At 72.4% G+C, this 25,625-nt stretch carries 25 protein-coding genes and 1 pseudogene; 10 read left to right on the top strand and 16 right to left on the bottom strand.

Annotated elements, in window-relative coordinates; genetic code table 11:
- Positions 1-12 precede the first annotated feature (12 nt).
- Positions 13-564 carry a DUF1707 and FHA domain-containing protein gene (locus tag HB370_RS30715; RefSeq protein ID WP_030777787.1) on the bottom strand — a complete coding sequence of 184 codons (552 nt, stop codon included), beginning with the start codon at positions 562-564 and terminating at the stop codon, positions 13-15.
- 178 nt (positions 565-742) lie between these two features.
- Here HB370_RS30715 and treZ point away from each other — a divergent pair, with 178 nt between their 5' ends.
- Complete coding sequence (gene treZ / locus HB370_RS30710; protein WP_030777785.1) at positions 743-2,488, top strand: malto-oligosyltrehalose trehalohydrolase; 1,746 nt, start codon at positions 743-745, stop codon at positions 2,486-2,488.
- 22 nt (positions 2,489-2,510) lie between these two features.
- On the opposite strand, the gene HB370_RS30705 is transcribed toward treZ, so the two are convergent.
- The 5 genes and pseudogenes from HB370_RS30705 to cyc2 all read right to left on the bottom strand — a co-directional run bounded on the left by HB370_RS30705 (position 2,511) and on the right by cyc2 (position 8,197).
- Positions 2,511-3,446, bottom strand: a complete 936-nt coding sequence (locus HB370_RS30705; RefSeq protein ID WP_167513047.1) for an aminoglycoside phosphotransferase family protein — start codon at positions 3,444-3,446, stop codon at positions 2,511-2,513.
- 53 nt (positions 3,447-3,499) lie between these two features.
- Positions 3,500-4,627, bottom strand: a complete 1,128-nt coding sequence (locus tag HB370_RS30700) for an aminopeptidase P family protein (RefSeq protein WP_030777779.1) — start codon at positions 4,625-4,627, stop codon at positions 3,500-3,502.
- Positions 4,628-4,839: 212 nt separating this feature from the next.
- Positions 4,840-5,382 (bottom strand): PDZ domain-containing protein, encoded by a 543-nt coding sequence (locus HB370_RS30695; RefSeq protein ID WP_030777777.1) that lies wholly within the window; start codon positions 5,380-5,382, stop codon positions 4,840-4,842.
- Positions 5,383-5,674: 292 nt separating this feature from the next.
- A pseudogene (locus HB370_RS30690) lies at positions 5,675-5,866 on the bottom strand (multicopper oxidase domain-containing protein); the annotation flags it as partial.
- A gap of 168 nt (positions 5,867-6,034) precedes the next feature.
- Entirely contained in the window at positions 6,035-8,197 is a 2,163-nt protein-coding gene (cyc2, locus tag HB370_RS30685) for a germacradienol/geosmin synthase Cyc2 (protein ID WP_030777775.1), read from the bottom strand.
- A gap of 152 nt (positions 8,198-8,349) precedes the next feature.
- Between cyc2 and HB370_RS30680 the strand changes: the two genes are divergently transcribed.
- Positions 8,350-9,159: an alpha/beta hydrolase gene (locus tag HB370_RS30680; RefSeq protein WP_030777774.1), complete on the top strand. Its 810-nt coding sequence runs from the start codon at positions 8,350-8,352 to the stop codon at positions 9,157-9,159.
- Complete coding sequence (locus tag HB370_RS30675) at positions 9,156-10,421, top strand: cytochrome P450 (protein ID WP_030777773.1); 1,266 nt, start codon at positions 9,156-9,158, stop codon at positions 10,419-10,421. Before HB370_RS30680 ends, HB370_RS30675 begins: the two co-directional genes overlap by 4 nt.
- A 55-nt stretch (positions 10,422-10,476) precedes the next feature.
- Here the strand turns inward: HB370_RS30675 and HB370_RS30670 are convergent, their stop codons facing one another.
- A complete protein-coding gene (locus HB370_RS30670) occupies positions 10,477-11,124 on the bottom strand; it encodes a ScbR family autoregulator-binding transcription factor (RefSeq protein WP_030777772.1) in 648 nt (215 codons plus the stop codon).
- A 457-nt stretch (positions 11,125-11,581) separates the two neighbouring features.
- Between HB370_RS30670 and HB370_RS30665 the strand changes: the two genes are divergently transcribed.
- Positions 11,582-12,577 carry a sporulation protein gene (locus tag HB370_RS30665; RefSeq protein WP_030777771.1) on the top strand — a complete coding sequence of 332 codons (996 nt, stop codon included), beginning with the start codon at positions 11,582-11,584 and terminating at the stop codon, positions 12,575-12,577.
- A gap of 2 nt (positions 12,578-12,579) precedes the next feature.
- On the opposite strand, the gene tatA is transcribed toward HB370_RS30665, so the two are convergent.
- Complete coding sequence (gene tatA, locus HB370_RS30660; RefSeq protein WP_030777769.1) at positions 12,580-12,759, bottom strand: Sec-independent protein translocase subunit TatA; 180 nt, start codon at positions 12,757-12,759, stop codon at positions 12,580-12,582.
- 224 nt (positions 12,760-12,983) lie between these two features.
- Here tatA and HB370_RS30655 point away from each other — a divergent pair, with 224 nt between their 5' ends.
- On the top strand, positions 12,984-13,439 hold the full coding sequence (locus HB370_RS30655) for a TerB family tellurite resistance protein (protein WP_030777767.1): 456 nt from the start codon (positions 12,984-12,986) through the stop codon (positions 13,437-13,439).
- Between the two features lie 104 nt (positions 13,440-13,543).
- Here the strand turns inward: HB370_RS30655 and HB370_RS30650 are convergent, their stop codons facing one another.
- From HB370_RS30650 to HB370_RS30615, 8 genes are all read right to left on the bottom strand, one after another.
- The gene (locus HB370_RS30650) at positions 13,544-14,497 is read right to left on the bottom strand and encodes an ABC transporter substrate-binding protein (RefSeq protein WP_030777765.1); all 954 of its coding nucleotides are present in this window, start codon (positions 14,495-14,497) and stop codon (positions 13,544-13,546) included.
- A gap of 149 nt (positions 14,498-14,646) precedes the next feature.
- Positions 14,647-15,321 (bottom strand): ABC transporter permease, encoded by a 675-nt coding sequence (locus tag HB370_RS30645; RefSeq protein ID WP_030777764.1) that lies wholly within the window; start codon positions 15,319-15,321, stop codon positions 14,647-14,649.
- On the bottom strand, positions 15,318-15,971 hold the full coding sequence (locus tag HB370_RS30640; protein ID WP_030777762.1) for an ABC transporter permease subunit: 654 nt from the start codon (positions 15,969-15,971) through the stop codon (positions 15,318-15,320). The genes HB370_RS30645 and HB370_RS30640 overlap by 4 nt, the downstream gene beginning before the upstream one ends.
- A complete protein-coding gene (locus HB370_RS30635; RefSeq protein ID WP_030777760.1) occupies positions 15,968-17,101 on the bottom strand; it encodes an ABC transporter ATP-binding protein in 1,134 nt (377 codons plus the stop codon). The genes HB370_RS30640 and HB370_RS30635 overlap by 4 nt, the downstream gene beginning before the upstream one ends.
- A gap of 163 nt (positions 17,102-17,264) precedes the next feature.
- A complete protein-coding gene (gene msrB, locus HB370_RS30630; protein ID WP_030777758.1) occupies positions 17,265-17,672 on the bottom strand; it encodes a peptide-methionine (R)-S-oxide reductase MsrB in 408 nt (135 codons plus the stop codon).
- 17 nt (positions 17,673-17,689) lie between these two features.
- A complete protein-coding gene (gene murC, locus HB370_RS30625) occupies positions 17,690-19,081 on the bottom strand; it encodes a UDP-N-acetylmuramate--L-alanine ligase (protein WP_030777756.1) in 1,392 nt (463 codons plus the stop codon).
- A gap of 135 nt (positions 19,082-19,216) precedes the next feature.
- Positions 19,217-19,690, bottom strand: coding sequence for a hypothetical protein (locus tag HB370_RS30620; protein ID WP_030777754.1), 474 nt, complete (start codon positions 19,688-19,690; stop codon positions 19,217-19,219).
- Positions 19,691-19,819: 129 nt separating this feature from the next.
- Positions 19,820-20,638: a pyrimidine reductase family protein gene (locus HB370_RS30615; RefSeq protein ID WP_030777752.1), complete on the bottom strand. Its 819-nt coding sequence runs from the start codon at positions 20,636-20,638 to the stop codon at positions 19,820-19,822.
- Positions 20,639-20,674: 36 nt separating this feature from the next.
- On the opposite strand from HB370_RS30615, the gene zapE reads away from it, so the two are divergent.
- The 5 genes from zapE (at position 20,675) to HB370_RS30590 (ending at position 25,583) form a co-directional block, all read left to right on the top strand.
- A complete protein-coding gene (gene zapE / locus HB370_RS30610) occupies positions 20,675-21,778 on the top strand; it encodes a cell division protein ZapE (RefSeq protein WP_030777750.1) in 1,104 nt (367 codons plus the stop codon).
- 201 nt (positions 21,779-21,979) lie between these two features.
- On the top strand, positions 21,980-22,375 hold the full coding sequence (locus tag HB370_RS30605; protein WP_030777748.1) for a hypothetical protein: 396 nt from the start codon (positions 21,980-21,982) through the stop codon (positions 22,373-22,375).
- 86 nt (positions 22,376-22,461) lie between these two features.
- On the top strand, positions 22,462-23,040 hold the full coding sequence (locus HB370_RS30600) for a carbonic anhydrase (protein ID WP_030777746.1): 579 nt from the start codon (positions 22,462-22,464) through the stop codon (positions 23,038-23,040).
- Positions 23,041-23,048: 8 nt separating this feature from the next.
- Positions 23,049-24,527 (top strand): SulP family inorganic anion transporter, encoded by a 1,479-nt coding sequence (locus HB370_RS30595; RefSeq protein WP_030777744.1) that lies wholly within the window; start codon positions 23,049-23,051, stop codon positions 24,525-24,527.
- A 105-nt stretch (positions 24,528-24,632) separates the two neighbouring features.
- On the top strand, positions 24,633-25,583 hold the full coding sequence (locus HB370_RS30590) for a slipin family protein (protein WP_078637382.1): 951 nt from the start codon (positions 24,633-24,635) through the stop codon (positions 25,581-25,583).
- Positions 25,584-25,625: the final 42 nt, after the last annotated feature.

The following is a 25,625-nucleotide window of genomic DNA, read 5'->3' as shown; positions in this document are numbered from 1 at the left end:
CCGGCCGGCGTCCTAGCCCACCGCGAGCCGGAACGCCATCCGGCCGAAGGCCACCTGATCGCCCTCGCGGACCACGACCGCGCCGGTCACCCGGCGGCCGTTGACGGTGGTGCCGTTGGTGGAGCCCAGGTCCCTGAGCACCCACGAACCGCCCTGACGGCGGAGTTCGGCGTGGACGCGGGAGACCGTCTCGTGGTTCAGGCGCAGCCCGCTCGCGGGATCGCGGCCGATGCGCAGCGGGTGGGCGTGGTCCGGGTGCGGCAGCAGCAGCTTGGGCAGCCGCTCGGCCTGCCAGGCGCGGCGCAGCCGTACGGTGAACCCGGACACGGCCTCCACGGCGCCCAGGACCGCACGGGAGAAGCGGTTCTCCTGGGGCAGGTCGGCGACGAGGACGGCGAGTTCGTCGGAGCGGCGCGCGGCGAGCGCCAGTTCCATCCGGCGGACGAACGTGTCGTGCGAGAGCCGGCCCAGGGCGACGCCGTCGCGCAGCACCCGCAGCGCCTTGTCCCGTTCCGCGTCGGACAGGCGCGCGGGGTAGGTGGAGAACTCGAAGGACGACGTCACGCTGGTGATTGTCGGGCAGTGAACTCCGGGTGTCCAGAAAACGCGGAACGGGTGCCGGTGTGCCGGTACTTCCGCGACACCAGCCCGCCGGGGACGAATTGATGAGCGGATCGATCGTTCCAGGCGGCACGATGGGGGCCGCTGAACATCACGGTGAGCAGACGAAGGGGAACCGTCCGTGCAGTTCGAGGTGTGGGCACCGCAGGCAGACCGAGTGACGCTCCATTGCGAGGGCACCACGCGCGCGTTGGCGCGCGATCCCGCCCGCGAGGGGTGGTGGACGGGTGAGGCGGAGGCGGCGGACGGCGCGCGGTACGGGTTCGCGCTGGACGACGGGCCGGTGCTGCCCGACCCGCGTTCGCGCCGCCAGCCGGACGGCCCGGACGGGCTGAGCGCGGTCGTGGACCACGGGCGCCACGAGTGGCGCGCGCGGTGGGCGGGGCGCGGGCTGCCGGGCGCGGTGCTGTACGAGCTGCACGTGGGCACGTACACCCGTGAGGGCACCCTGGACGCCGCGGCGGCCCGGCTGGAGCACCTGGTGGAACTGGGCGTCACCCACGTGGAGTTGATGCCGCTCTGTCCCTTCCCGGGGCAACACGGCTGGGGTTACGACGGGGTGTCGCTGTGGGCGGTGCACGAGCCGTACGGCGGTCCGGAGGCGCTGAAGCGGTTCGTGGACCGGGCGCATGAACTCGGGCTGGGCGTCGTCCTGGACGTCGTCCAAAACCACTTGGGCCCGTCGGGCAACCATCTGCCGCGGTTCGGGCCCTACTTCACGGACACGCACACCACTCCCTGGGGCTCGGCGGTGAACCTGGACGCCCCCGGCTCGGACGAGGTGCGGGCGTTCCTCGTCGGCAGCGCGCTGGCGTGGCTGCGGGACTACCGCATCGACGGGCTGAGGCTGGACGCGGTGCACGAGCTGTACGACACGCGCGCGTGCCACGTCCTGGAGGAGCTGTCGGCGGCCGTGGACGCTCTGGCCGGGGAGGTGGGCAGGCCGCTGTTCCTGATCGCCGAGTCGGACCTGAACAACCCGCGGTTCATCACCCGGCGCGCGGAGCAGGGGCTCGGGCTGCACGCGCAGTGGAACGACGACTTCCATCACGCCCTGCACACCGCGCTGACCGGCGAGGCCCAGGGCTACTACGCCGACTTCGCGCGGGAGCCCTTCGCCGCGCTCGCCAAGACGCTCACCGGCGGCTTCTTCCACGACGGCACGTACTCGTCGTTCCGGGGCCGGCGCCACGGCCGTCCGCTGGACCGCACGCGGGTGGCCGGGCACCGGCTGGTCGGCTACAGCCAGACCCACGACCAGGTCGGCAACCGCGCCCAGGGTGACCGGCTCACCGCGCTGCTCTCCCCCGGCCTGCTGGCCTGCGCGGCCGCGCTGACCCTGACCGCGCCGTTCACGCCGATGCTGTTCATGGGCGAGGAGTGGGCGGCGGGCACGCCCTGGCAGTTCTTCACCGACCACACCGATCCGGAGCTGGCCGAGGCGGTACGGCGGGGCAGGCGGCGGGAGTTCGCGGCGCACGGCTGGGCCGAGGAGGACGTACCGGACCCGCAGGACCCGGCGACCCGGGAGCGGTCCTGCCTGGACTGGTCGGAGCCGGAGCGCGAGCCGCACGCGCGCGTGCTGGCCTGGTACCGGCGGCTGATCGCGCTGCGCCACGCCCAGCCCGACCTCACCGGCCCGGACCTCGCCGCGACGCGGGTGGCCTACGACGAGGAGGCCCGCTGGCTGGCCTTCCGGCGCGGGGACGTACGGGTGGCGGTGAACCTCGGCAAGCAGGCCGCGGCGATCCCGCTGGGCACCGGCCGGGTGGAGGTCCTGGCGGCCTGGGAGCCGGTGCCGGAACCGGGCCCGGACGGTCTGCTGCACGTCCCCGGTGAGTCCTGCGTGGTCCTGACCCAGCCCTGAGGGGTGTGGACCCCGCCCGCCGTCAGGGTTCCGGCTCGTTCTCCGGGAAGTCGGTGACCCGCTCCAGCAGGATCGGCTCCCAGGCGCGCCGCAGCCGGCCGCGCAGCAGGGGCGGGGAGCCGGCCGCGCGGCCCTGGAGGTGGTCGGCGAACCGGATGACGGTGTCGCAGCGGGCCAGCCACAGGCCGCGCAGGCAGGGGCGGGCGCCGTAGCCGGCGAGGGTGGCGGCGCGGACGGCCGCCGGGGGGCCGACGGCGGCGGCCAGCCCGGCGATGTCCTCGGCGGGGTCGCCGAGGGTCGCCCGCGTCCAGTCCAGGACGCCCCGCACCCGGCCGTCGGCGCCGACCAGCACGTGCGCGCCGGTCAGCCCGTGGTGGGTGAGGACGGCGGCACCGGGCTGCGCGGCGAGCCGGGCCGCGTTCGCCGGGGAGAGCTGGTGCAGCCGGGCGGCGTCGAACTCGTCGGCCGCGGCGAGTTGTCCGGCCGCGTGCACGGCCATCCGGCGCAGCGCCTCCAGCGAGCGCGGTGCGGTGCGGGGCACGCCGAGCGCCTCGGCCTGGCGTACGGGCACCGCGCGCAGCCCGCCGAGCAGCCCGGCGAGATCGGCCTCCCCGACGGCGGAGACGTCGTGCTCGTCGGCCGTACCGCCGGGCACCCGGGTGTCGAGGGTGTAGGCGAGCCCGGGTGCCCAGTCGCCGTGCGCGACGCTGACCGGGACGGCGACCGGCAGCTGCGGGCGGACCAGGTCGCGCAGCCGCAGTTCCCGGCGGCGGCGCGTGGACGCCTCCCGGTCGGGCGCGAGGCGCAGCACATGGCGGTCGCCGATCCACCAGGTGTACTCCCGCCGCGGCGCCACGGGCCGCACCTCGGGTCCCCCGGTGCCGTCGCGGCCCTCCTTGAGCAGCGAACGGACCAGTTGGCGGACGGTGTCCGCGGTGGGTGTCGGTGCCTGGGTCATGGGTGCGCGCGTCGCCGTTCCGGTGTCGTCGGGGTGGGGTCTCGCGGGATGCCTCAGTCCACTGTGACCATCTCGCGGGTGGTGTTGTTCAGGCGCCGTCCGCCGTCCTCGGTGACCGTGACGATGTCCTCGATGCGCACCCCGAAGCGGCCGGGCAGATAGATACCGGGCTCCACGGAGAAGCACATGCCGGGCACGAGCGGCTGCTCCTCGCCCTCGATCATGTACGGCGGCTCGTGCGTGGTGACGCCGATGCCGTGCCCGGTGCGGTGGATGAAGTACGCGCCGTACCCGGCGTCGGCGATCACCGCGCGGGCGGCACGGTCGACGTCCTGGCAGGCCGCGCCGGGGCGTACGGCCTGGTAGCCGGCCTCCTGGGCGGCGCGTACGACGTCGTGCACCCGGCGCTCCTCCTCGGTGGGCTCGCCGACGTGGACCGTGCGGGTGGTGTCGGAGCCGTAGCCGTCCTTCAGGCCGCCGAAGTCGAGGACGACCATGTCGCCGGGCCGGATCTCCCGGTCGCCGACCTCGTGGTGCGGGTTGGCGCCGTTGGGGCCGGAGCCGACGATGGTGAAGTCGACCTGTTCGTGCCCGAAGCGGCGCAGCAGGGCGGCGAGGTCCCGGCCGACGTCGGACTCGCGGCGGCCGGCGAAGGGCAGCTTGCGGATCTCCTCGAACGCCTGGTCGGCGGCGGCCCCCGCGGCGGCCAGGAGGTCCAGCTCGGCCTTGTCCTTCACCGCGCGCAGCATGGGCAGGGCGTCGGTGAGGGCGGCGTAGGAGGTGCCGGGCAGGGTCCGCTGGAGGCCCAGCAGGTGCATCGCCCAGGTGTTGTCGCTGATGCCGAACCGGCCGCGGTCGTCGAGGAGGCCGGCGGTGACGGCGTAGGGGTCCGTGCCGTCGGTCCAGTCGCGCAGGGTCAGCGCGGGGGCGCCGGGTGCCTGCTCGGCGTCCGGGGCCTCCAGGGTGGGCACGACGAGGACGGGGTCGCGCCCGGGGGCGAGGACGAGCACGGTCAGCCGTTCGGTGATCGCGGTGGGGGTGTAGCCGGTGAGCCACACCAGGTCCGGGCCCGGGGCCACGAGCAGTCCGGCGAGGCCGGCGTCGGCCGCGGAGCGCACGGCGCGGTCCATGCGGGCCCGGTAGTCGGCGGCGGTGAAGGGCGCGGGCGTGGTACCGGTCATCCGGGCCTCCGGGCGCTGCTCGGGAAAGGGGGTGCTGACGTCTCGGGCAGCATCCTGCCCGCCCGGCCGGACCCACGCGACCGGATCCCCGGAACGGGCGTCCCGCGGTACGCGGCGAAACGGCTCGGCATGGGCCCATGATGACCCGCGGGACGGATGGTGACCAGGGGTTTCCCGGGGCGTGGTGGGGCAGCGCGCCGGTCGCGGAGGCGTCAGGTGACCAGTCCGGGGGTCACCGTCAACTGCTGGTACGCCCCGCTGCCGTGGCGCACGGTGAGGAGCACCGCCCGGCCGGGGCGGGACCGGCTGACGGCGCGGGCGAGGTCGGCGGCGGTGTCGACACGGGCCGCGCCGAGCTGGAGCACGAGGTCGCCGCGGACCAGGCCGGCCGTGTAGCCGGGGCCGGGCACATGGACGGCCACCACCAGCGCGCCCGCCTTCTCGCCGTCGGCCACCTCCACGCCGAGGGTCGCGCCGGGCGGGACGGGGGCGGCCGTGGGGGCCGCGGGGGCGGACGGCGGCGCCTGGCGGGACGGCCCGGCCGGTCCGCCGGTGCCGGTCAGCGTGGTGGCGGCGATGCCGAGGGCGATGCCGCAGAGCAGCAGTGCCGCGGCGGCGCCCAGGCCGAGCAGCAGGGTCCGCGGCCGCCGTCCGCGCCGGGGCGCGGCATGCGGACGCCGGACGGGGCCCTGGCCGCCTTCTCCCTCCCGGTTCTGTCCGGGCATCGGCTTGGGACGCAACACAGTCGGTTCCATGGTTCGCTCGCCTCCGGCTGGTGCTCTACCCGGGACGGCGGGCGGTGACGAGACACGAAAGGGTGAAACTGGCCGGAGGGTGGCGGAGGGTAGTCATGCCTGACCGTGACTGCCCCTGGCCGACCGTGGCCGACGAGGCGTCGTCCCCGTCTCTCGGGGGACGACGAGGACGGCCGGGACCGGATGGCCGAGCTGCCCGGCCATCCGGTCTTGCTACTCGGCTCAGCCGGTGTGACCGTCACTCGACCGGGTGAGGCCGCCGGCGCTCAGCCGATCGGTGGGGCCGCGTCGCTCAGCCCGTGTGCCCGTGGCCGTCGTGTGCCCCGTCGTGGGAGAACTTCAGGGCCTCGGGCGGCATGACGACGAAGGGCCGCATCATGCCCATGTCCTCGTGCTCCAGCAGATGGCAGTGGTACATGAACCGGCCGTACGCTCCGTCGAAACGGCCCATGATCCGCAGCATCGGGTTGCCCGGCGCCCGGTACGGTCAACGGTGCCAGGTACGGCGTCAGCGGCGAGCCTCTCGATCATCTCGGTCAAGGCCGCACACCCCCCGTGTTGGCGTTTGTTTTTCCCCTTGCTTCTGAAGACTCCCGAGAGGTCAGCGAAGTTCCCTGAGTGCCTTGTTCCGTACGAGGAGATTCGGCGACCGTCAGCCGAGCGACAGGGCCGGCACGGCGGGCGGCCTGTCGGGGAGGAAGCCGTGGGCGCGGCGGCCCAGCCACTCGGCCTTGTACCGGTCGACGGACCGGTGCCAGTTCAGGATGCCCGCCAGCCAGTTCTGCAGGTCCAGCACATAGGCGCCCATGGCGGTCCGGGACTCCTCGGACAGTGCGAAGTCGTCGTACAGGACGGGAAGTTCGTGCGCGATGACGTGCTCGAACTGCCGCATGCGCTGGTTGATCAGGTCCTGGACGACGGTCAGCGCGGACGGGTAGTCCACGCCGAAGAAGTTCTGGACCACGAGGATGGCGTTGTGGATCTCGCCCTCGTACTCGATCTCCTTCTGGTAGGAGAAGACGTCGTTGAGGAGGCAGGCGTAGTCGATGGCGGCGTTCTCCAGGGAGCGCACCGGGCCGCTGGCGTAGACCTCGGCCGGGATGGCGGGGCCCTGCCCCATCCGGCACAGGCTCAGGGTGAGGTCCGAGCCGAAGGTGGCACGCCGCATCTCCAGGTAGTCGACCGGGTCCGGGATGCGGTTCTGGAGCTGGTTGGACAGTTCCCAGACCCAGCTCTCGGTCATCGCGTCGACGGCCGACTTCAGGGTGCGCCGCTGGTCGGTGGTCATGGTGGCCGTGGTGCGCGCCCACAGGTCGATCAGCGCGCGTTCCATGGCGTTGCCGGGGACGACGGCCGGCTCGCCCTCGACCGGCATGCACTGCGAGAGCCGGGCCGTGGTGAGGCGGGCGGCGGCCAGGTCCCTGCGGTGGCCGTACACCAGCGGGTAGTAGTCGTCGCCGTAGGTTCCCCAGGCGAGCCAGTGCGCGCTGAGGTCGAGGGCCTCGGGGGTGGCGTCGGGGTCCAGACCGGCGGAGCACAGCGCGAGGTCGTAGGCGGCCAGCTTGTCCTCGTCCCAGACCCCCTCCTGGAGGATGCCCATGCGGTGGCACCAGTCGGCGAGGTGGCCGCGGGCCTGGTCCAGGTGGGGGCTGAGCTGGAGTTCGAAGGGCATGTGCAGGTCGGGGATGCGGGACGGGCCGACCTTCTGGTACGGCACGTGGGAGTAGGAGCGCAGGCGGTCCTGCGCGGCCGAGGCGAGGAGGGCGCCGATGTCGGCGGCCGAGGTGCCGGGGCCGCTCGGCACCTGCCACGGTGAGCCGGTGCGCGCGCCCTTGTTCATGTAGCGGCTGGAACGCAGGTGCCATTCGTGGCCGCCGGACTGCCAGTCCTGGAGCCCCTTGGTGTAGGCGGCGACGGCGGCCACCTCGGCGGGGCTCAGGCCCTTCTCCAGGGCGACGGCGGGCACTTCGGTGAGCGCGGTGTGCTCGAACTGGTGCAGCCGGGAGGTGAGGACGTCGTTGACGATGTCGGCGGCCTCCTGGGTGGTGCACTTGAAGAACGTCTCCAGGACCAGCACGCCGTTGCTGTTCTCGCCCTCCTCCTCGACCTCGCGCTGGTAGGAGAACAGGTCGTTGCGCAGGTGGACGGCGTCGGAGAACGTCTCCATGAGGACGCGCAGCGGCCGGGTGCCGGCGACGGCGGCGGGCACCTCGGCGGTCGCGTACTCCACGAGCCCGGCCGACCAGGGGGCGCCGCCCACCTTCCGGCGCATCTCGATGTACTCGACGGGGTTGGCGATCCGCCCCTCGTTGATGTTGGACAGCTCCCACATCGACTCGTTGAGCAGGTGTTCGGTGGCGACGGAGAAGCGGCGCCGCCAGTCCACGGACATCGCCGGCACCGTGCGCGCCCACAGGTCCTTCAGGCCCGCCTCCACCGGGTTCTCCGGCTCGGGCACGGGCGTGCCGGGGTCGAGCGGCATGAACAGCGGCAGACGGTCCAGGTGGGCCTTGCCGGCGGCGCGGTCCTGGGTGCGCTTGAACATGTCGAGGAAGTGGTCGTCGAAGAAGAACACCCACACGTACCAGTCGGTGATCAGCGAGAGGGCGGGTCCGTCGCAGTCGGGGTGGGTGTAGGCGCACAGGAGTCCGTAGTCGTGCGCCTCCAGGTCGGCCTGGTCCCAGATCCCGGAGCCCTCCAGCATGCCCATCTCGCGCGCCCACCGGGTCGAGTGGGCGCGGGCCTCGTCCAGGTGCGGGTTGAGCCGCGCGGGGTACGGCATGTAGAAGTGCGGGAGTTCGAACGGCTGCGTCATGGCCGGGGCCCTACCCGTGTCCCCGAAACCCCATCCGCACCAAGGCACATGATCACACCATCGCGTGAACCGTGGGCGAAACCGGGAACTCCTGCGGGGGTTGTGGCGTTGGCCGCCTTGCCGTGCCCGCGCGCGGGGGCCACGGTAGGCGCATGACCTCCTTCGTGCTGCCCCATGAGGTGCACGGCGACGGCGCCCACAAGGTGTTCGCCGTGCACGGCTGGTTCGCCGACCGGTCCGCGTACACACCCGTGCTGCCGGACCTCGACCGCACGTCCTTCTCCTACGCGCTGGTCGACCTGCGCGGCTACGGCGAGGCGCGGGACGTCACGGGCGCGTACACCACCGCCGAGGCCGCCGTGGACCTGGTGGAACTGGCGGACCGGCTCGGCTGGCGGCGGTTCTCGGTGATCGGGCACTCGATGGGCGGCGCGGTGGCCCAGCGGCTGCTCGCGGTGGCCCCGGAGCGGCTGCGCCGGATCGTGGGCGTCTCGCCCGTGCCCGCCTCGGGCCTGCCGCTGGCCGGGGAACAGGCGGCGCTGTTCGCCGAGGCGGCGCACCGCGCGGAGAACCGGCGCGCGATCATCGACTTCACCACCGGGGGCGACCGGCCCGCCGCCTGGCTGGACCGGATGGTCGCCCGCTCGCTGGAGCGCAGCGACGCCAAGGCGTTCCGGGCCTGGCTGGAGTCGTGGTCGGGCGATGACTTCAGCGCCGAGGTCACCGGCAGCGAGGTGCCGGCGCTGGCCGTGGCCGGTGCGCTCGATCCGGCGTTGTCGCCGGAGGTCATGCGGCGGACCTGGCTGTCCTGGTACCCGCGCGCACGGCTGGCGGTGCTCTCCCGCGCCGGCCACTGTGCCATGGACGAGACCCCGCTGGAACTGGTGCGCGTGGCCGAGGACTTCCTGCGGGCGGACGAGGCCGGGGAGACGGCCGGCGCGGACCGGGACGGGCGGGCGTGAGCGGGCGCGCGGCCCCGCCAATCCCGGACGTCTTCGATCCGCGCCGGTACGCCGCCGGGGTGCCCTACGACGACTACCGCGTGCTGCGCGACCATCATCCGGTGGCCTGGCAGGAGGAGCCGGAGGTGCTGGGCTGGCCGGCCGGGCCCGGCTTCTGGGCGGTGACGAGGCACGCGGACGTCGTGCGCGTACTGAAGGACGCGGGGACGTACTCCTCGTACGCGGGCGCCACCCAGATCCGCGACCCCGATCCGGAGGATCTGCCGTTCATCCGGCGGATGATGCTCAACCAGGATCCGCCGGCGCACGGGCGGCTGCGCAGGCTGGTGAGCCGCGCCTTCACGCCGGGGCGCGTGGAGCGGTTCGCGGACGTCGCCCGTGAGCGGGCGCGGGCGCTGCTCGCGGGTGCCCTCGCGCGGGCGCGGGAGGGGGACGGCACGGTCGATCTGGTGGCCGCCGTCACCGACGAGTACGCCCTGCTGAACCTGACGGATCTGCTGGGAGTCCCGGAGAGCGACCGGGGGCTGCTGCTGGACTGGACCCGGCGGGTCATCGGCTACCAGGACCCGGACGAGGCCGCCCCGCCGGTGCTGGACCAGGCGGGCAGGCCGGTCGATCCCCGGTCGCCGGCGATGCTGCGGGACATGTTCGACTACGCCGGGCACCTCGCGGCGCACAAGCGCCGGCACCCCGCCGACGACATCATGACGACGCTCGCCCACGACGCCGGGCTCGCGGACGCGGAACTGGAGATGTTCTTCTTCCTGCTCACCGTGGCGGGCAACGACACGGTGCGCGCCGCGGCCCCGGGCGGGCTGCTGGCGCTGGCGGAGCATCCCGGGGTGTACGAGAGGCTGCGCGCCGAACCGGCCGGCCTGCCGTCGGCCGTCGACGAGTTGCTGCGCTGGCATCCGCCGGTGCTGACCTTCCGCCGGACGGCCGTGCGGGACACCGAGCTGGCGGGCCGCCGGATCCGGGCGGGCGACAAGGTCGTGGTGTTCCACGCCTCGGCCAACCGGGACGAGCGCGTGTTCGCCGACCCGGACCGGCTCGACCCGACGCGCTCCCCCAATCCGCATGTGTCGTTCGGGGACGGCCCCCACGTCTGTCTGGGCGCCCACTTCGCCCGGCTGCAACTGCGGCTGCTGCACGAGGAGTTGCCGCGCGTCCTGCCGGGCCCGCCGGTGCTCGCGGGGCCGGCAGGACGGCTGGTGTCGAACTTCATCAACGGCGTCAAGTCACTGCCGCTGCTGCTGCTCTGACGGGCCATGGGCGCGAAGGGGACGGAGGGACATGTCCGTCACCGTGTCGTGGGCGTCAGGCGGCACGGACCTCCCGTTCCAGATGGGTGGCGAGGGTGACGTAGCGGGGGCGCCGGTGCACCGGGACCAGACCGCGGATCACCAGGTGCCACATCTCGGCGACCCTGCGCGGCAGCCGCCCGACCGGTTCCAGCGAACGGCCCGCGACCCGGGTGCCGACGAAGAAGCAGACGAGGGAGTGGGCGACCACCCCGACGTCGAGATCCCCGTGCAGGTCGGCCTCCCTGACGGCCCCGTTGAATTTGCGGGTGGCGAACTCCAGCCACTCGGTGAACGGGTGCCGCAGCGGCGGCCGTACGGCGATGTCGGCGGTGGCGAGGCGGAGCCCGGCGCGCGGCACGGGATCCTCCACGGCGAGCCGGGCCATCCCGAACGTGGCGCGCATCAGCGCCTCCAACGACGAGCAGCCACGGCTCTCGACGTCGGCCACGAGCTGCCGGGCCGCCTTGGCCTGGAGCTCCAGGATCGCCTGGGCGAGGTCCTCCTTGGCCGCGAAGTGGAAGTACAGGGCACCCTTGGTGACCTTCGCATGTGCGACGATATCGCTCAAGCTGGTGGATTCGTAGCCGTGCCGGTCGAACAGGTCGGCGGCGGCCGTGATGATCGTTGCGCGGGTCTGTTCTGCGCGTAACTGCCTCGCCATCCCCGGACCCCTCCTCGCACCTCAAAAGAACAGGACATGCGGTTTGTTTTCAACCCCCCGCATACGATAACTCACCGCACGGGAATGGGAGTCCAGAGGTCCATCGCACGCGATACGACACCTGTCAGCCGTACTACAGCGCTCGGTGGGCTCCGGGCGGCGGCAACCGCACCCTTGATCCGTCACGATACGAGGCGGACGCCCGGTCTTCAACGGGGAGCCGGAGCAGCCGCAAAACAGCAGGACCGGTCGGTGCTTTCCCGCCCTTGAGAGCGAACAGCGTCCCCTGGCACGGCGGTTGCCGCACCTCGCCGCCCGTCACGACGTCACCCCGTCAGGTCATGGGTCCTTCGAACGGGTGACCTGGGAACTTCTCTGTCCTTGCCGGGAGTTCACCGGGCAGCCGGGCGGACAAGGAGTGCCGTCCGGACACGACGAGGCGCAAGGGAGCTACGGCATGGTGTTCAAGAGGCTGCTGGGTGCGATCGGGGTCGGCGGCCCCTCCGTGGACACGGTGCTGGACGGGGGCGCGGCGCTGCCGGGCGGCGCCCTGACGGGCCGGGTGCTGCTGCGGGGCGGCGGGTCGGCCGTGGACATCGAGCACATCGGCCTGGAGCTGATCGCCCGCGTGGAGGCGGAGCACGCGGAGGGCGAGAGCGAGGGCTCGGTCGTCTTCGAGCGGTTCACCGTGGGCGGCGGCTTCCGGCTCGGCGAGGGCGAGGAGCGCGAGCTGCCGTTCAGCGTGCCGCTGCCCTGGGAGACCCCGGTGACCGAGCTGCACGGGCAGCCGCTCGGCGTCGCGCTGGGCGTGCGCACGGAGGTCGCGGTGGCCGGCGCCCGGGACAAGGGCGACCTGGACCCGCTGGCCGTCCGTCCGCTGCCCGTGCAGGAGGCGGTGCTGGAGGCCTTCGGCGGCCTGGGCTTCGGCTTCCGCTCGGCCGACCTGGAGTACGGCCACATCGGCGGTACGGGCCAGCGGCTGCCGTTCTACCAGGAGATCGAGCTGACGCCGGCCCCGCAGTACGCGCACGCGATGAACGAGCTGGAGCTGACCTTCCTGGCCTCCCCCGCCGGCGTGGAGATCGTGCTGGAGGCGGACAAGCGCGGCGGGCCGTTCTCCGCGGGGCACGACGCCCTGACCCGGTTCACGGTGCGCCACGAGGACGCGCCGGCCCTGGACTGGCAGGCCGAGGTGGACGGCTGGATCCGCCGGATGACCGAGCACCACGACGCCTACGGCAGCCACGCGGCGTACGGCCACGACAGCCACGGCTACGGCCACGCCGGTATGCCCGGGACCGGCCACCACTCCGGCCCGGGGCTGGGCACGGCCGTGGCGGCGGGCGCGGCGGGCCTCGCCGTGGGCGTGGTCGGGGGCATGGTGGCCGCGGAGGCCGTGGACGAGATCGGGGACTTCTTCGAGGGGGAGGAGGACGACGCCGAAGAGGCCTGACCTCAGCCGGCGGAACCGCCCGTACCGTCCCCGTCCTTCATCGCCCGCGCCTCGCTCTTGAGGATCCGCACGGACTTCCCGAGCGCCCGGGCGGTGTCGGGCAGCTTCCGGTAACCGAACAGCACGATGAACACGATCGCGACGACCAGCAGGTGCCAGGGCTCGATGGCGTTGCGGAACATGACGGCCCCTTCTCCGTCTCGGCCTACGGCAACGGAAAGTTGCCGCATTGCGCAACTGTACAACTCGGGTGGAGTCCGTCCGGATGCCGGTCGGCGGTGGGCAGCACGCCGGCGGCCCGGTGCCGGTCCGCGGAACTTCCCGGCCGATCCGTTAGTTTCTACAGTGCTGTAGAAATTCCGTGGGGTGCCGCGAGGGCATCCGACGGCTGTTGCGAGGAGTGGACATGGCCCTGTGGGACCGCATCAAGGAGTCGGCGTCGCAGATGCAGACCCAGTTGGTGGCGAAGAAGAACGACCTGAAGAGCGGCGCGTTCCGCGATGCGAGCATGGCGATGTGCGCGCTGGTGGCCGCCGCCGACGGGACGGTGGATCCCTCGGAGCGGCAGCGGGTGGCCCAGCTCATCGCCACGAACGAGGTGTTGCAGAACTTCCCGGCGGACGACCTGCGGCGCCGTTTCGAGGACAACCTGAACAAGCTGACGGCCGACTTCGCCTTCGGCAAGGTCAGCGTGCTCCAGGAGATCGCCAAGGCGAAGAAGAAGCCTGCGGAGGCGCGGGCCGTCATCCAGATCGGCATCGTCATCGGCGGCGCGGACGGCGACTTCGACAAGACCGAACAGGCCGTGGTGCGCGAGGCGTGCTACGCGCTGGACCTGCCGCCGCACGAGTTCGACCTCTGAGACCTCTGAGACCTCTGAGCGAGGACCGGAAACCCGTCGGCGGGTGTCCCCGGGCCCGGGGACACCCGCCGACGGGCGCCCATGGACTGGCGGCTGCCGGTGGATCAGCCGAGCCCGGCGGACTTCAGCCAGGCCCGGGCGACGTCCAGCGGGTCCTTCTTCTCCGCCTGCACCTGGGTGTCCAGCTCCAGCAGGGTCTTGGTGTCGAGCTTCGCGGAGACCGCGTTGAGCGCGTCGACGCCCTTCTCGGGCAGCGCGCCCTTGCGGACGAGCGGCTGGACGTTCTGGAAGCCGAAGAGGTTCTTCGGGTCCTGCAGGACGACGAACTTCTCCTTGGTGATGTTCGGGTCCGTGGTGAAGACGTCCGCGACCTGGACGGCGTTCTTCTTCAGCGCCGCCAGCGTCAGCGGGCCTCCGGTGTCCAGCGCCTTGAAGGACTTGAATTCGAGGCCGTAGACGGACTTCAGGCCCTCCAGCCCCTGCTGCCGGGCCTGGAACTCCGGCGAGCCGCCGATGACCAGGTCCCCCGCGATGTCCTTCAGGTCGGCGATGGAGGACTTCTCCGTGAGGTGGTACTTCTCGGCGGTGGCCGCGTTCACCGTGACGGAGTCCTTGGACTGCGCCGGCGCCGGGTCGAGCAGGGTCAGCTGGGAGTCCAGCTTGGCGTTGATGGCGTCCTGGGTCTCCTCCAGGGTCTTCGGGGTGGCCTTCTTGTCGAGATGGGCCAGCAGGGCGCCGTTGAACTCGGGCATCACCGTGAGGGAGCCGTTCTTGATCAGCCCGTATGTGGTCTCGCGGCTGCCGATGTTCGGCTTGTACGTGACCTTGATGCCCTTGGCCTTGAGGGCCTCGCCGTAGATGTCGGCGAGCAGGGTGCTCTCGGGAAAGTTGTTGGAACCGACGACCACGCTGTCGCCGTCCGCCTTGCCGCCGGTGAGGGGGTTGTCGGCCTTGTCGCTGGAGGAACAGCCCGCCAGCAGAGCCGTCGCCGCCAGGGCGACCACCGCCGCGCCTCTGCTCCCCCGGATGGACCTGCTGTCATGGGTCGTTGAAGTCACCCGTTGATCCAATCCAGCCGCTTCTCGGTCAGTCAAGTGCCATCGGCCGGAAATCGCCCGCCGGTCCGCGTGTGGTGGTGGGCACCGGGTGTCCTCCTGACGGCGGTTCACCGGCGTAGGGCCCGTACCCGTCGTCGCGGCGACAGCCGTCAGCCCCGGCCGCTGCGGCGCACGCCCGGTGACACCGCGAGCCGCGACACCGCCCAGAACAGGGCCAGGGTCACGAGGGCGAGCCCGGCGACCAGGGTGGCGCCGCCGACGACCTTCTCGTAGTCCTTCTGGTAGAGGCCGTCGATGATGTACCGGCCGAGGCCGCCCAGGCTGACGTAGGCGGCGATGGTGGCGGTGGAGACGATCTGGACGGCCGCGGTGCGCAGACCGCTCAGGATCAGCGGGAGCGCGACCGGCACCTCCACCTGGAACAGCACCCGTGCCTCGGGCATCCCCATGCCCCGGGCGGCGTCCACCGGGGAGGGGTCGACGGAGCGGACCGCCTCGTAGGTGGTGACCAGGATCGGCGGGACGGCGAGCACGACCAGCGGGATCATCACCGGCAGCAGTCCCAGGCCGATCCAGATGAACATCAGCACCAGCAGGCCGAAGCTGGGCAGGGCCCGCCCGGCGGTGGCGAGGAACGCCAGGGCGTTGCCGCCCCGGCCGGTGTGACCGGTGAGCAGGCCGACGGGCAGACCGATCGCGGCGGCGATCGCCAGGGCTTCGAGGCAGTACCCGATGTGCTCGGCGAACCGGGTGGGGATGCCGTCGTAGCCCTGCCAGTGGGCGCTGTCGACGAAGAAGGCGCGCGCGAAGTCGAGGACGTTCACCGGCCGGCCCCCTTCCGCGGCATCCAGGGGGTGAGCAGGAAACGCAGGAGGACCAGCGCGGCGTCGGCGAGCATGCCCAGCACCCCGATGGTCAGCACCGCGTTCACGGCCAGGGCGGGGCGGCCGTAGGTCTGGGCGGCGTAGAGCATGTTGCCGAGGGCGCCCTGGTTGCCGATGAGCATGCCGACGCTGACCAGGGAGATGCTGGACACGGTCGCCACCCGCAGGCCGGCGATGATGGCGGGCACGGCGAGGGGCAACTGGACCTGGAAGTACCGGCGTACGGCGCCGAAGCCCATGGCCTGGGCGGCGGCCAGGGTCTCCGGCGGCACCGAGCGGACGCCGTCCACGATCGCCGGTACCAGCACCACCAGGCTGTAGAGCGCGAGCGGGATCATCACCGTGGTCTCGCTCTGGCCGAAGTAGTCGATGAGCACGACGAAGAAGGCGAGCGAGGGAATGGCGTAGAGGACCGTGGCGATGCCGAGGACGGGCGGGTAGATCCAGCGGAAGCGCACGCACAGCTGCGCCACGGGCAGCGAGACGAGCAGCCCGGCCAGCACCGGCAGCAGGGCCTCGCGCAGGTGCAGCCCGACGAGACCGAGCCAGCTCTGCCCGAGGTCGCTCGGGAGGTCGAAGAACCCGCTCATCGTCCGGCCGCCTCCCCGGCCCGCTCGGCCACCCGGCCGTGGGCGGCCCGGATCGCCTCGCCGATGACCTGCTGGGACACGACACCGACGGCGCGCCCCTCGCCGTCCACCGCCACCGCCCATCCGGTCGGCGAGAGCACGGCCCCGTCCAGCGCGGCCCGCAGCGAGTCGGTTCCGGGCACGAACGGCCGCCCGTAGTCGAGCAGTCGCTCCCGGTCGACGGCGCCGGCGGTGAGCCGGCCGGGCTCGCTCCAGCCCAGCGGCCTGCCGTCGGGGTCGGTGACGAGGAGGTACGGCGCGGCGGTGGCCCGGGCGGCGAGCGTGCCGGCGTCGGCGTCGGCCGGTACCAGGGGCGCGGTCTGCAACTCCAGCCCGGCGGACGGGAAGAAGGAGAGCCGGCGGATGCCGCGGTCGGCGCCGAGGAAGTCCTCCACGAAGGCGTCGGCGGGCGCGCTGAGCAGTTCGGCGGGCGGGGCGTACTGGGCGAGCCGGCCGCCGGTGCGCAGTACGGCGACCCGGGTGCCGAGCTTGATCGCCTCGTCGATGTCGTGCGTGACGAAGACGATGGTCTTGCCCAGTTCCTCCTGGATGCGCAGGAGTTCGTCCTGGAGCTGCTTGCGGACGACCGGGTCGACGGCGGAGAACGGCTCGTCCATCAGCAGGACCGGCGGATCTGCGGCGAGCGCGCGGGCCACGCCGACGCGCTGCTGCTGGCCGCCGGAGAGCTGGTACGGGTACCGCTTGGCAAGTGCCGTGTCGAGCCCGACCCGCTCCATCAGCTCGGCGGCCCGCTCCCGGGCCTGCCGCCTGCTCCGGCCGAGCAGCCGGGGCACGGTGGCGATGTTGTCGAGGATGGTGCGGTGCGGGAAGAGACCGGCGTTCTGGATGACGTAACCCATCGAACGGCGCAGGGTGTTGACCGGCTGCTGCCGGATGTCCTGGCCGTCGAGGAGGATGCTGCCCTCGGTGGGCTCCACCATCCGGTTGATCATCCGCAGGGTCGTCGTCTTGCCGCAGCCGGACGGCCCGACGAGGACGGTGATCGCGCGGTCCGGTATCTCCAGCGACAGCCGGTCTACGGCGACCGTGCCGTCCGGGTACCGCTTGGTGACTGCATCTATCCGTATCAAAACGCCGCGTACCCTTCGGTCCGACCGCTCTGGGCTGATGCGGGGAGAGTCTAGACCGCCGGTGTTGCGACACCTTGGCACGAAGACGGCGGGTCGCGGCCCGGGCGGGCGGCGGTGGGCTCCGCCCGGCCCCGGCCGGCGGGACCGGGGCCGCCGCGCCGCCTCAGCCCTCCGCGGGCGTCAGTCGCAGCGAGATGGAGTTGATGCAGTACCGCTGGTCGGTGGGGGTCGGGTAGCCCTCGCCCGCGAAGACGTGCCCCAGGTGGGAGCCGCAGCGGGCACACCGGACCTCGGTGCGGACCATGCCGTGGGAGCGGTCCTCGACCAGCTCCACGGCGTCGGAGTCCTTCGGGTCGTAGAAGGACGGCCAGCCGCAGTGCGACTCGAACTTGGTGTCGGAGGTGAACAGCTCCGCGCCGCAGGCCCGGCAGGAGTACACGCCCTTGGTCTTGGTGTCCGTGTACTCACCGGTGAAGGCCGGCTCGGTGGCGGACTGGCGCAGCACCGCGTACTCGGCCGGGTTCAGCTCCGCACGCCACTGCTCGTCCGGCTTCTCGACGTCGTACGCCATCAGCTCTCAGCCCCTCATCACTGCGCGAGTCGGTCCAGGATCAGCGGGCCCAGGTCGGTCACGTCGCCCGCGCCCATGGTGAGAACGAGATCACCGGGCTTCGCCATTCCCGCGATCACCGCCGGGATGTCCGCCTTGTCGTGGACGGCGGTCACGTCGGCGCCGGCCGCGCGCGCGGACTCGATGATCAGCTCGCTGGTCACGCCCGGGATCGGGTCCTCGCGGGCCGGGTAGATGTCCAGCACCACCGAGGCGTCGGCGAGGGCCAGCGCCTGCCCCATCTCCTTGCCCAGCTCCTGGGTGCGGGAGAACAGGTGCGGCTGGAAGACGACGAGGATCCGGGCGTCACCGGCGGCGCCGCGCATGGCCTCCAGGTCGGCCGTCATCTCGGTCGGGTGATGGGCGTAGGAGTCGATCACCTGGACGCCGGCCGCCTCGCCCTTGAGCTGGAGGCGGCGCTTGACGCCGGTGTAGGCGGCGAGCGCGGGCGCCAGCTCGGCGGCCGGGATGCCGAGGGCGGCGCCGGCGGTGAGCGCGGCGACCGCGTTGAGCGCGTAGTGGCGGCCCGGCACGGAGACGGCGAAGGTCAGCTCCTGCCCGTCCAGCACCGCCGTCACCCGGCTCTTCAGCCCCTGCGGGACGATCGACAGCACGCGCACGTCGGCGTCCTCGGCCTCGCCGTAGGTCACCACCCGCACCGCGCGGTCGCGCACCCGCCGGGTCAGCTCCCGGGCGCCCTCGTGGTCGGCGGAGACGACCAGGGTGCCGCCCTCGGTGATCCGGCCCACGAAGGTCTCGAAGGACTCGTGGATCTCGTCGATGGAGGCGTAGTTGGCGTGGTGGTCCAGCTCGACGTTGAGGACGATGGCGACCTCGGGCGCGTACTTGTGGAAGCTGCGGTCCGATTCGTCCGCCTCGGCGACGAAGATCTCGCCCTCGCCGTGCAGCGCGTTGGAGCCGGGCGCGTCCAGGTCGCCGCCGATGGCGTACGACGGCTTCAGGCCCAGCTCGGTCAGGGAGACCGCCAGCATCGAGGTGGTGGTGGTCTTGCCGTGGGTGCCGGCCACGGCGATCGGCCGCAGCCCCGTCATCAGCGCGGCCAGCGCGTCGGAGCGGTGCACCACCGGGATGCCCAGCTCGGCGGCGCGGACCAGCTCCGGGTTGTCCTCGCGGATCGCCGACGACACCACGACACAGCTCGCGTCGTCGGCGAGGTGCCCGGCGGCGTGTCCGATGTGCACGGTCGCGCCCAGCGCCCGGAGCGCCTCGGCGGTCGCCGAGTCCTTGGCGTCGCTGCCGGCCACCCGGGCCCCGCGCTGGGCCAGGATCTTCGCGATTCCGGACATCCCGGCGCCGCCGATGCCGATGAAGTGCGGTCGGTCCATGGCGGTAGGAAGGCCGGGTGCCATGCGTTTCTCCCCAGAGACGGTACGTGCCGGAACAGGCCTAGCCTATGCGCTGGAGCACCGGTCGCCCCGCAAGGGGCGCGGGAGGGCGGGCTCGGCCACGAGGGACCCGCGGCCCGCGCGCGACGGGCCCCACGCCTACGCCTTGCTGTGGGAGAACAGCTTCAGCACCGGCACCCCCACCTTGTGCCGCGCCCGCGAAGCCCAGTCCCGGTGGAAGAACTCCTCCACGTAGTGCGGATCGGTCAGGACGATCACCTCGTCCGCGTCCACCTCGGCGACCAGCCCCTTCAGCGCGTCCAGCGGGTGGTCCTCGACCAGCCGCCCCTCCGCCTCGCTCCCCGCGGAGCGCAGCGCCTGGAGCGACACGTCGAGGGCCTGCTGCCCCACGCTCCGCGCCTCGCGGCCCTCGGGGGTCTCGCCCTCCCGCACCGCCTCGTCGAGTTCGCCGAGCGCGATGTCGTCGATGGCCCGCAGCAGCCGGTCCGCCTGCTCGCCGCGCGGCTGGAGCAGCACGTGAAAGGAGACGGGCTCGTCCCCGTGCAAGGTGGTGACGAACTCCACGTCGGCGGACGTCAGGGCCTTCTCGATCATCAGAACGCTTGTGAACACCAGGCGCCTCTTCTCCTTAGAGGGCCCGGCAGGGCCCCTGCGGAAACCATCCTTCCCCGTGATCGCACGGGTACTGCCGCCTTAAGTCTGCCCGCCGGAAGCGAACCGGAACGGATGATTCCGTTGATTTCAAGGCCGACGGTAGCGCCCGAAGAGGAATCCGTCCTCCTCCAGCAGGGACACGAGTTCGAACCGGTGCGGAACGGCGACCGACGGCCCCCCGGAGATGCGCTGCGCGCCGCCCGCCGTCAGCGTCGGCGAGACGGTCAGGCACAGCTCGTCCAGCACCTCCGCGGCGATCAGCTGGCCGAGCAGCCGGGGGCCGCCCTCGGTGAGCAGCCGGGTGTGTCCGAGGCCGGCGAGGGCCTCGACCGCGCGGGCGGGCTCCACGCCCATGCCCTCCCCGGCGACCAGCACCCGGGCGCCTGCCTTCTCGGCGGCGGCGACCCGGTCGGGCGCGGCGGCGGCTCCGGTGAGGATCAGCGTCGGGACCAGGGGCGAGGTGAACAGCGGCAGCGTGAAGTCCAGGTCCAGGCTCGCGCTGACGATCGCGATCGCCGGGACCGGGGCCTGTCCGGCGGCCGCGCGCGCCCCGGCGAACTCGGCGCGCACCCGGGCGGGGCGGTACCCCTCCTGCCGTACCGTTTCCGCACCGACGAGCACGACGTCCGCGAGCGCCCGCAGGGTGCCGAAGATCCGCATGTCGGCGGCGCTGGAGATGGGCTTGGAGTGGCCCTCGTGCTGGGCGGCGCCGTCGAGGGAGGAGACCATGTTGGCCCGCAGCCAGGGCCGCGGGGCGCCCGGCGCGGGGTCCGGGTAGGCATAGGCGGCGGCCAGCTCGGCGAGGTCCCACTCCCGGTCCGCGGCCGCCCCCAAGGCGGCCGGTGCTCCCCCGTCGGCGCGGGCCTGGGCTGCTGTTTCTTCGGTCACAGGGAAGAGGCGTCGCATTCGTGCAGTGTGACACGGCGCTTAGCATGGATAACCGTGTCCTCCTCCAGCACCGCCCCCGGTTCCGGCCCCGTGCCCGACGCGGGCCCCCTCTCCCTGTGCGCCCGCGAGCCGCACGTGCCCGCGGACCGGCTGGTCGCCGAGATGGTGCCGCCGCCGCGCTTCGACTCGGTCCGTTTCGCCACGTACATCCCGGACCCGAACCAGCCCAGCCAGACGGAGGCCGTCCGGGTCCTGGAGGGCTTCGCCGCCGGGCTGGGCGCGCCGCAGGCGTCCGGCACCGGCCGGCGCGGCCTTTTCGGATTCGGCCGGGCGAAGGCGCCCAAGGCCCCGGCCGGCCCGCGCGGGGTGTACCTGGACGGCGGCTACGGCGTGGGCAAGACCCATCTGCTGGCCTCCCTGTGGCACGCCGCCCCGGCGGAGCCGTCCCGCAAGGCGTTCGGCACCTTCGTGGAGCTGACCAACCTGGTCGGCGCGCTCGGCTTCCAGCAGACGGTGCGCACGCTGTCCGGGCACAGCCTGCTGTGCATCGACGAGTTCGAGCTGGACGACCCCGGCGACACGGTCCTGGTGTCGACGCTGCTCGGCAAGCTGGTCGAGGCGGGCGTGGCGCTCGCCGCCACCTCCAACACGCTGCCCGGCAAGCTGGGCGAGGGGCGCTTCGCCGCCGCCGACTTCCTGCGCGAGATCCAGGGTCTGTCGGCCCACTTCCGCACCCTGCGCATCGACGGCGAGGACTACCGCCACCGCGGCCTGCCCGAGGCACCGGCGCCCTTCTCCGACGAGGAGGTCATGAAGACGGCGTTCGCCACCGAGGACGCCTCGCTGGACGACTTCCCGAGCCTGCTGGAGCACTTGGCCAAGGTGCACCCGAGCCGGTACGGCGCGCTGACCGACGGGGTGCGGGCGGTGTGCCTGACCGGCGTGCGGCCGGTGCCGGACCAGTCGACGGCGCTGCGGCTGGTGGTCCTCGCCGACCGGCTCTACGACCGCGAGGTGCCGGTGCTGGCCTCGGGGCTGCCGTTCGACCGGCTGTTCAGCGAGGAGATGCTGAACGGCGGCTACCGCAAGAAGTACTTCCGCGCGATATCCCGGCTCACCGCGCTGGCCCGGGACGCGAAGGGGCTGGTCGGCGCCTGAACGGCGCCATCTGATAACCGATCAACTGACGCGGGTCAAGGGCTACTTCAGGCCACTTGACCCGCGTTTTTTACGCTCTCTCAGCCCGTTAACCTCCAGTTAACCCAGCAAAGGTCTTTGCACGGCTAAGGTGTTTCTTGACCATCCGTTGACCAAGGTTTGGTCTGTACTAGAAACATGAACAGGGCGAAGGGGGGGCTCATGTTCCGCAGTACAGCCGTACGCGGCCTGCTCGCCGCCCTCGCCGCGGTGCTGCTCGCGCTCCAGCTGCGCGCGGGCACCGAAAACTTCGCATCCGCGCACACGTTCGGCCAGACGTTGCTCAAGGCGGAGACCGGAATTGTTCCCTCCGCGTGGTCCGCGCGCGCCGGAGCGGACACGGTCCGCGCCCCCGGCAGCCCGGACGCGCCCGTGGGCACCCCGCATCTTCGCGACCGGCATCGCGGGCCGGCGTCCGGATGGCCCGAAGAGAGCATCCTCGACTCCGGCCGGGGGGCCGGAGAAGCCCCGTCGGCACCGCCCGACGGAACGCGCCACTCTTCCCCGAGAGCCATCAGAGCCCACACCCCGGCAGCGCTTCAGGTCTTCCGCTGCTGAGGTCCGGGCGCCTCGCGCTCTCTCCCCCCACGACCATCGTTCGAGTCCGACGCGCCGGGAAGGCGCGCCAGGAGGAACCCACACACATGCAGCCCCTCATCGACAACGCCCGTACCTTCGGACAACGCCCTGAGGAGTTCGCCAAGCTCGCCGAAGGCCAGTCCCCGCAGGTCCTGTTCATCACCTGCTCCGATTCCCGGGTCGTCCCGGCCCTGATCACGGGCGCCCGCCCCGGCGAGCTGTTCGAGCTGCGCACCGCGGGGAACATCGTCCCGCCCTACGCCTCCGAGCACCCCACCAGCGAGGCGGCCACCATCGAGTACGCCGTGGAGGTGCTCGGCGTCCGCGACATCGTGGTCTGCGGCCACTCGCACTGCGGCGCCGTCGGCGCGCTGGTGCGCGGCGACGACCTCACCGCCGTACCGGCCGTGCGCGACTGGCTGGTCTCGGCCACCCCGCGCCCGTCCGGCAAGGCCGAGGACCCGGAGGTCGCCGACGGCGTGCAGAGCCATGTCCTCACCCAGCTGCTGCGGCTCCGTTCGTACCCCTGCGTCGAGCGGAAGCTGGCCGAGGGTGAACTGAACCTGCACGCCTGGTACTACGAGGTGCACACCGGCACGGTACGGACGCACCGCCAGCAGACCGACAGTTTCGAGGCCCTGTGAGTCCGCCGATGACCGACAACCGCACCCTCACATCACGTTTCCCGCACCTGAAGGAGGACTTCGCGGCCTCGCTCGTCGTCTTCCTGGTCGCCGTCCCGCTCTGCGTGGGCGTGTCCGTCGCCTCCGGCGCACCGGCCGAACTCGGCCTGGTGACCGGCATCGTGGGCGGCCTCGTCACCGGACTGATGCGCGGCAGCAGCCTCCAGGTGTCGGGACCGGCCGCCGGCATGACCGTGCTCGTCTACGAGGCGGTGCAGGAGTTCGGCCTGCCGGTGCTCGGCGTGATCGTGCTCGCCTCCGGCGCCATCCAGATAGGCATGGGCCTGCTGCGGCTGGGCCGTTACTTCCGCGCCATCTCCGTCTCCGTCGTGGAGGGGATGCTGGCCGGCATCGGCCTGGTGATCATCGCCGGGCAGCTCTACCCGGCGATGGCCACCAAGGCCCCCGACTCCGGTCTGGACAAGATCGCCGAACTGCCCGGCACACTCGTGGACTCCTTCGGTGACACCGGCGCGCTGTCCTCCCTGGCGGTGGCCGCGGGCACCATCGCGGTGCTGCTGCTGTGGAAGCACGCCCCGGAGAAGGTGCGCACGGTGCCCGGCCCGCTCGCCGCGGTGGGGCTCGCCACGCTGGCCGTGTTCGCGCTGGACATGCCCGTGGCCACGGTCGAGGTGAAGGGCCTGCTCGGCGCCGTCCAGCCGCCGCCGCTGAGCGCCTTCGGTGAACTGGCCGGCATCGGACTGCTCGGCACGGTCGTCGCCTTCACCCTGATCGCGTCCGCCGAGTCCCTGTTCAGCGCGGCGGCCGTGGACCGGCTGCACTCCGGGCCGCGCACCGAGTACAACAAGGAGCTCATCGCCCAGGGCACCGGCAACATGGTCTGCGGGGCGCTCGGCGCGCTGCCGATGACCGCGGTGATCGTGCGCAGCGCGGCCAACGTCCAGGCGGGCGCCCGTACGAAGGCCTCCCGGGTCCTGCACGGCGCGTGGCTGCTGCTGTTCGCGGCGCTGCTGCCCGACGTGCTCGCCTACATCCCGATCCCGGCCCTCGCGGGCATCCTGATCCACGCGGGCGCCAAGCTGATCCCCGTCCGGTCGCTGGGCACGCTGTGGCGCGAGCACCGGGGGGAGGCGGTGGTCCTCGCCGTCACCGCCGTCTCCATCGTCGCGGTCAGCATGTTCGAGGGCGTGCTCATCGGTCTGGCGCTGGCGGTGGCGAAGTCCGCCTGGGAGGCCTCGCACGTCAAGCTGGACGTCGTGGACGAGGGCGCGGGCCCGATAGAGGCGCGCCTGACGGGCAACGCCACCTTCCTGCGGCTGCCGAAGATCCTGGACAGCCTGGAGTCGCTGCCGCAGGACCGTCCGGTCCGGCTCGACGTGTCCGGGCTGCACCATCTGGACCACGCCTGCCGGATGGCCCTGGACAACTGGGCGGAACGGCACAGCACGGCCGGGACCGACCCGGTGAAGCTGGTCACAGCCGCCTGAGAGCCCTCCCGTGGGGCCGGGACGCCGGAACCTCTCGGCATCCCGGCCCCACGGGCCTATGGTGGCAACAGCAGACAAAACCGACCTCTGGGCGAGGAGGTCGCCATGGTCGAGGACCTTCTGGTGGCCGTTGCGGCGGCGGGCTCCGCCGGTGTCGTGTATCTGGCGTCGGCGGTCCGGGTGATCAAGCAGTACGAACGCGGGGTGCTGTTCCGGCTCGGCCGGGTCAGCGGGGACGTACGGTCGCCGGGCCTGAACCTGATCATTCCCTTCGTGGACCGGCTGCAGAAGGTCAACATGCAGATCGTGACGCTGCCGGTGCCGGCCCAGGAGGGCATCACCCGGGACAACGTCACCGTCCGGGTGGACGCGGTGGTCTACTTCCGGGTGGTCGACGCGGCGAGCGCCCTGGTGAAGGTCGAGGACTACAAGTTCGCGGTGTCGCAGATGGCGCAGACGTCCCTGCGGTCGATCATCGGCAAGAGCGACCTGGACGACCTGCTCTCCGACCGCGAGAAGCTGAACCAGGGCCTGGAGCTGATGATCGACAGCCCGGCGGTGGGCTGGGGCATCCAGGTCGACCGGGTGGAGATCAAGGACGTGTCCCTGCCGGACACGATGAAGCGGTCGATGGCCCGTCAGGCCGAGGCGGACCGGGAGCGCCGGGCCCGGATCATCAACGCCGACGCCGAGCTGCAGGCGTCGAAGAAGCTCGCCGAGGCCGCCCAGCAGATGGCGGAGACGCCGACCGCGCTCCAGCTGCGGCTGCTGCAGACGGTGATGGCGGTGGCGGCCGAGAAGAACTCCACGCTGGTGCTGCCGATCCCGGTGGAACTGCTGCACTTCCTGGAGCGCGGCGGCCGGCCGTCCGCGCCGGAGCAGGACCGGGGCGCCGCGCCGGGGCACACCGACGGCGGACGGGAGCGGTACGCCGACGGCACGCCCCAGCTTCCGGTGACCGACACCGGCGGCCCGCCCCAGGTCCCCGTGATCGGCCCCGACGGCCCACCACAGTCCCCCCTGAACAGCACCGACAGCACTCCGCAGGTCCCGTGACCGTAGGCCCCCCGCCGCAGATGTGAGCCGGGGCGGCCTGGG

The organism is Streptomyces sp. DSM 40868, from assembly GCF_011820545.1.
Classification (GTDB): Bacteria; Actinomycetota; Actinomycetes; order Streptomycetales; family Streptomycetaceae; genus Streptomyces; species Streptomyces eurythermus.
This window is presented reverse-complemented; position numbering and strand designations above follow the sequence as displayed.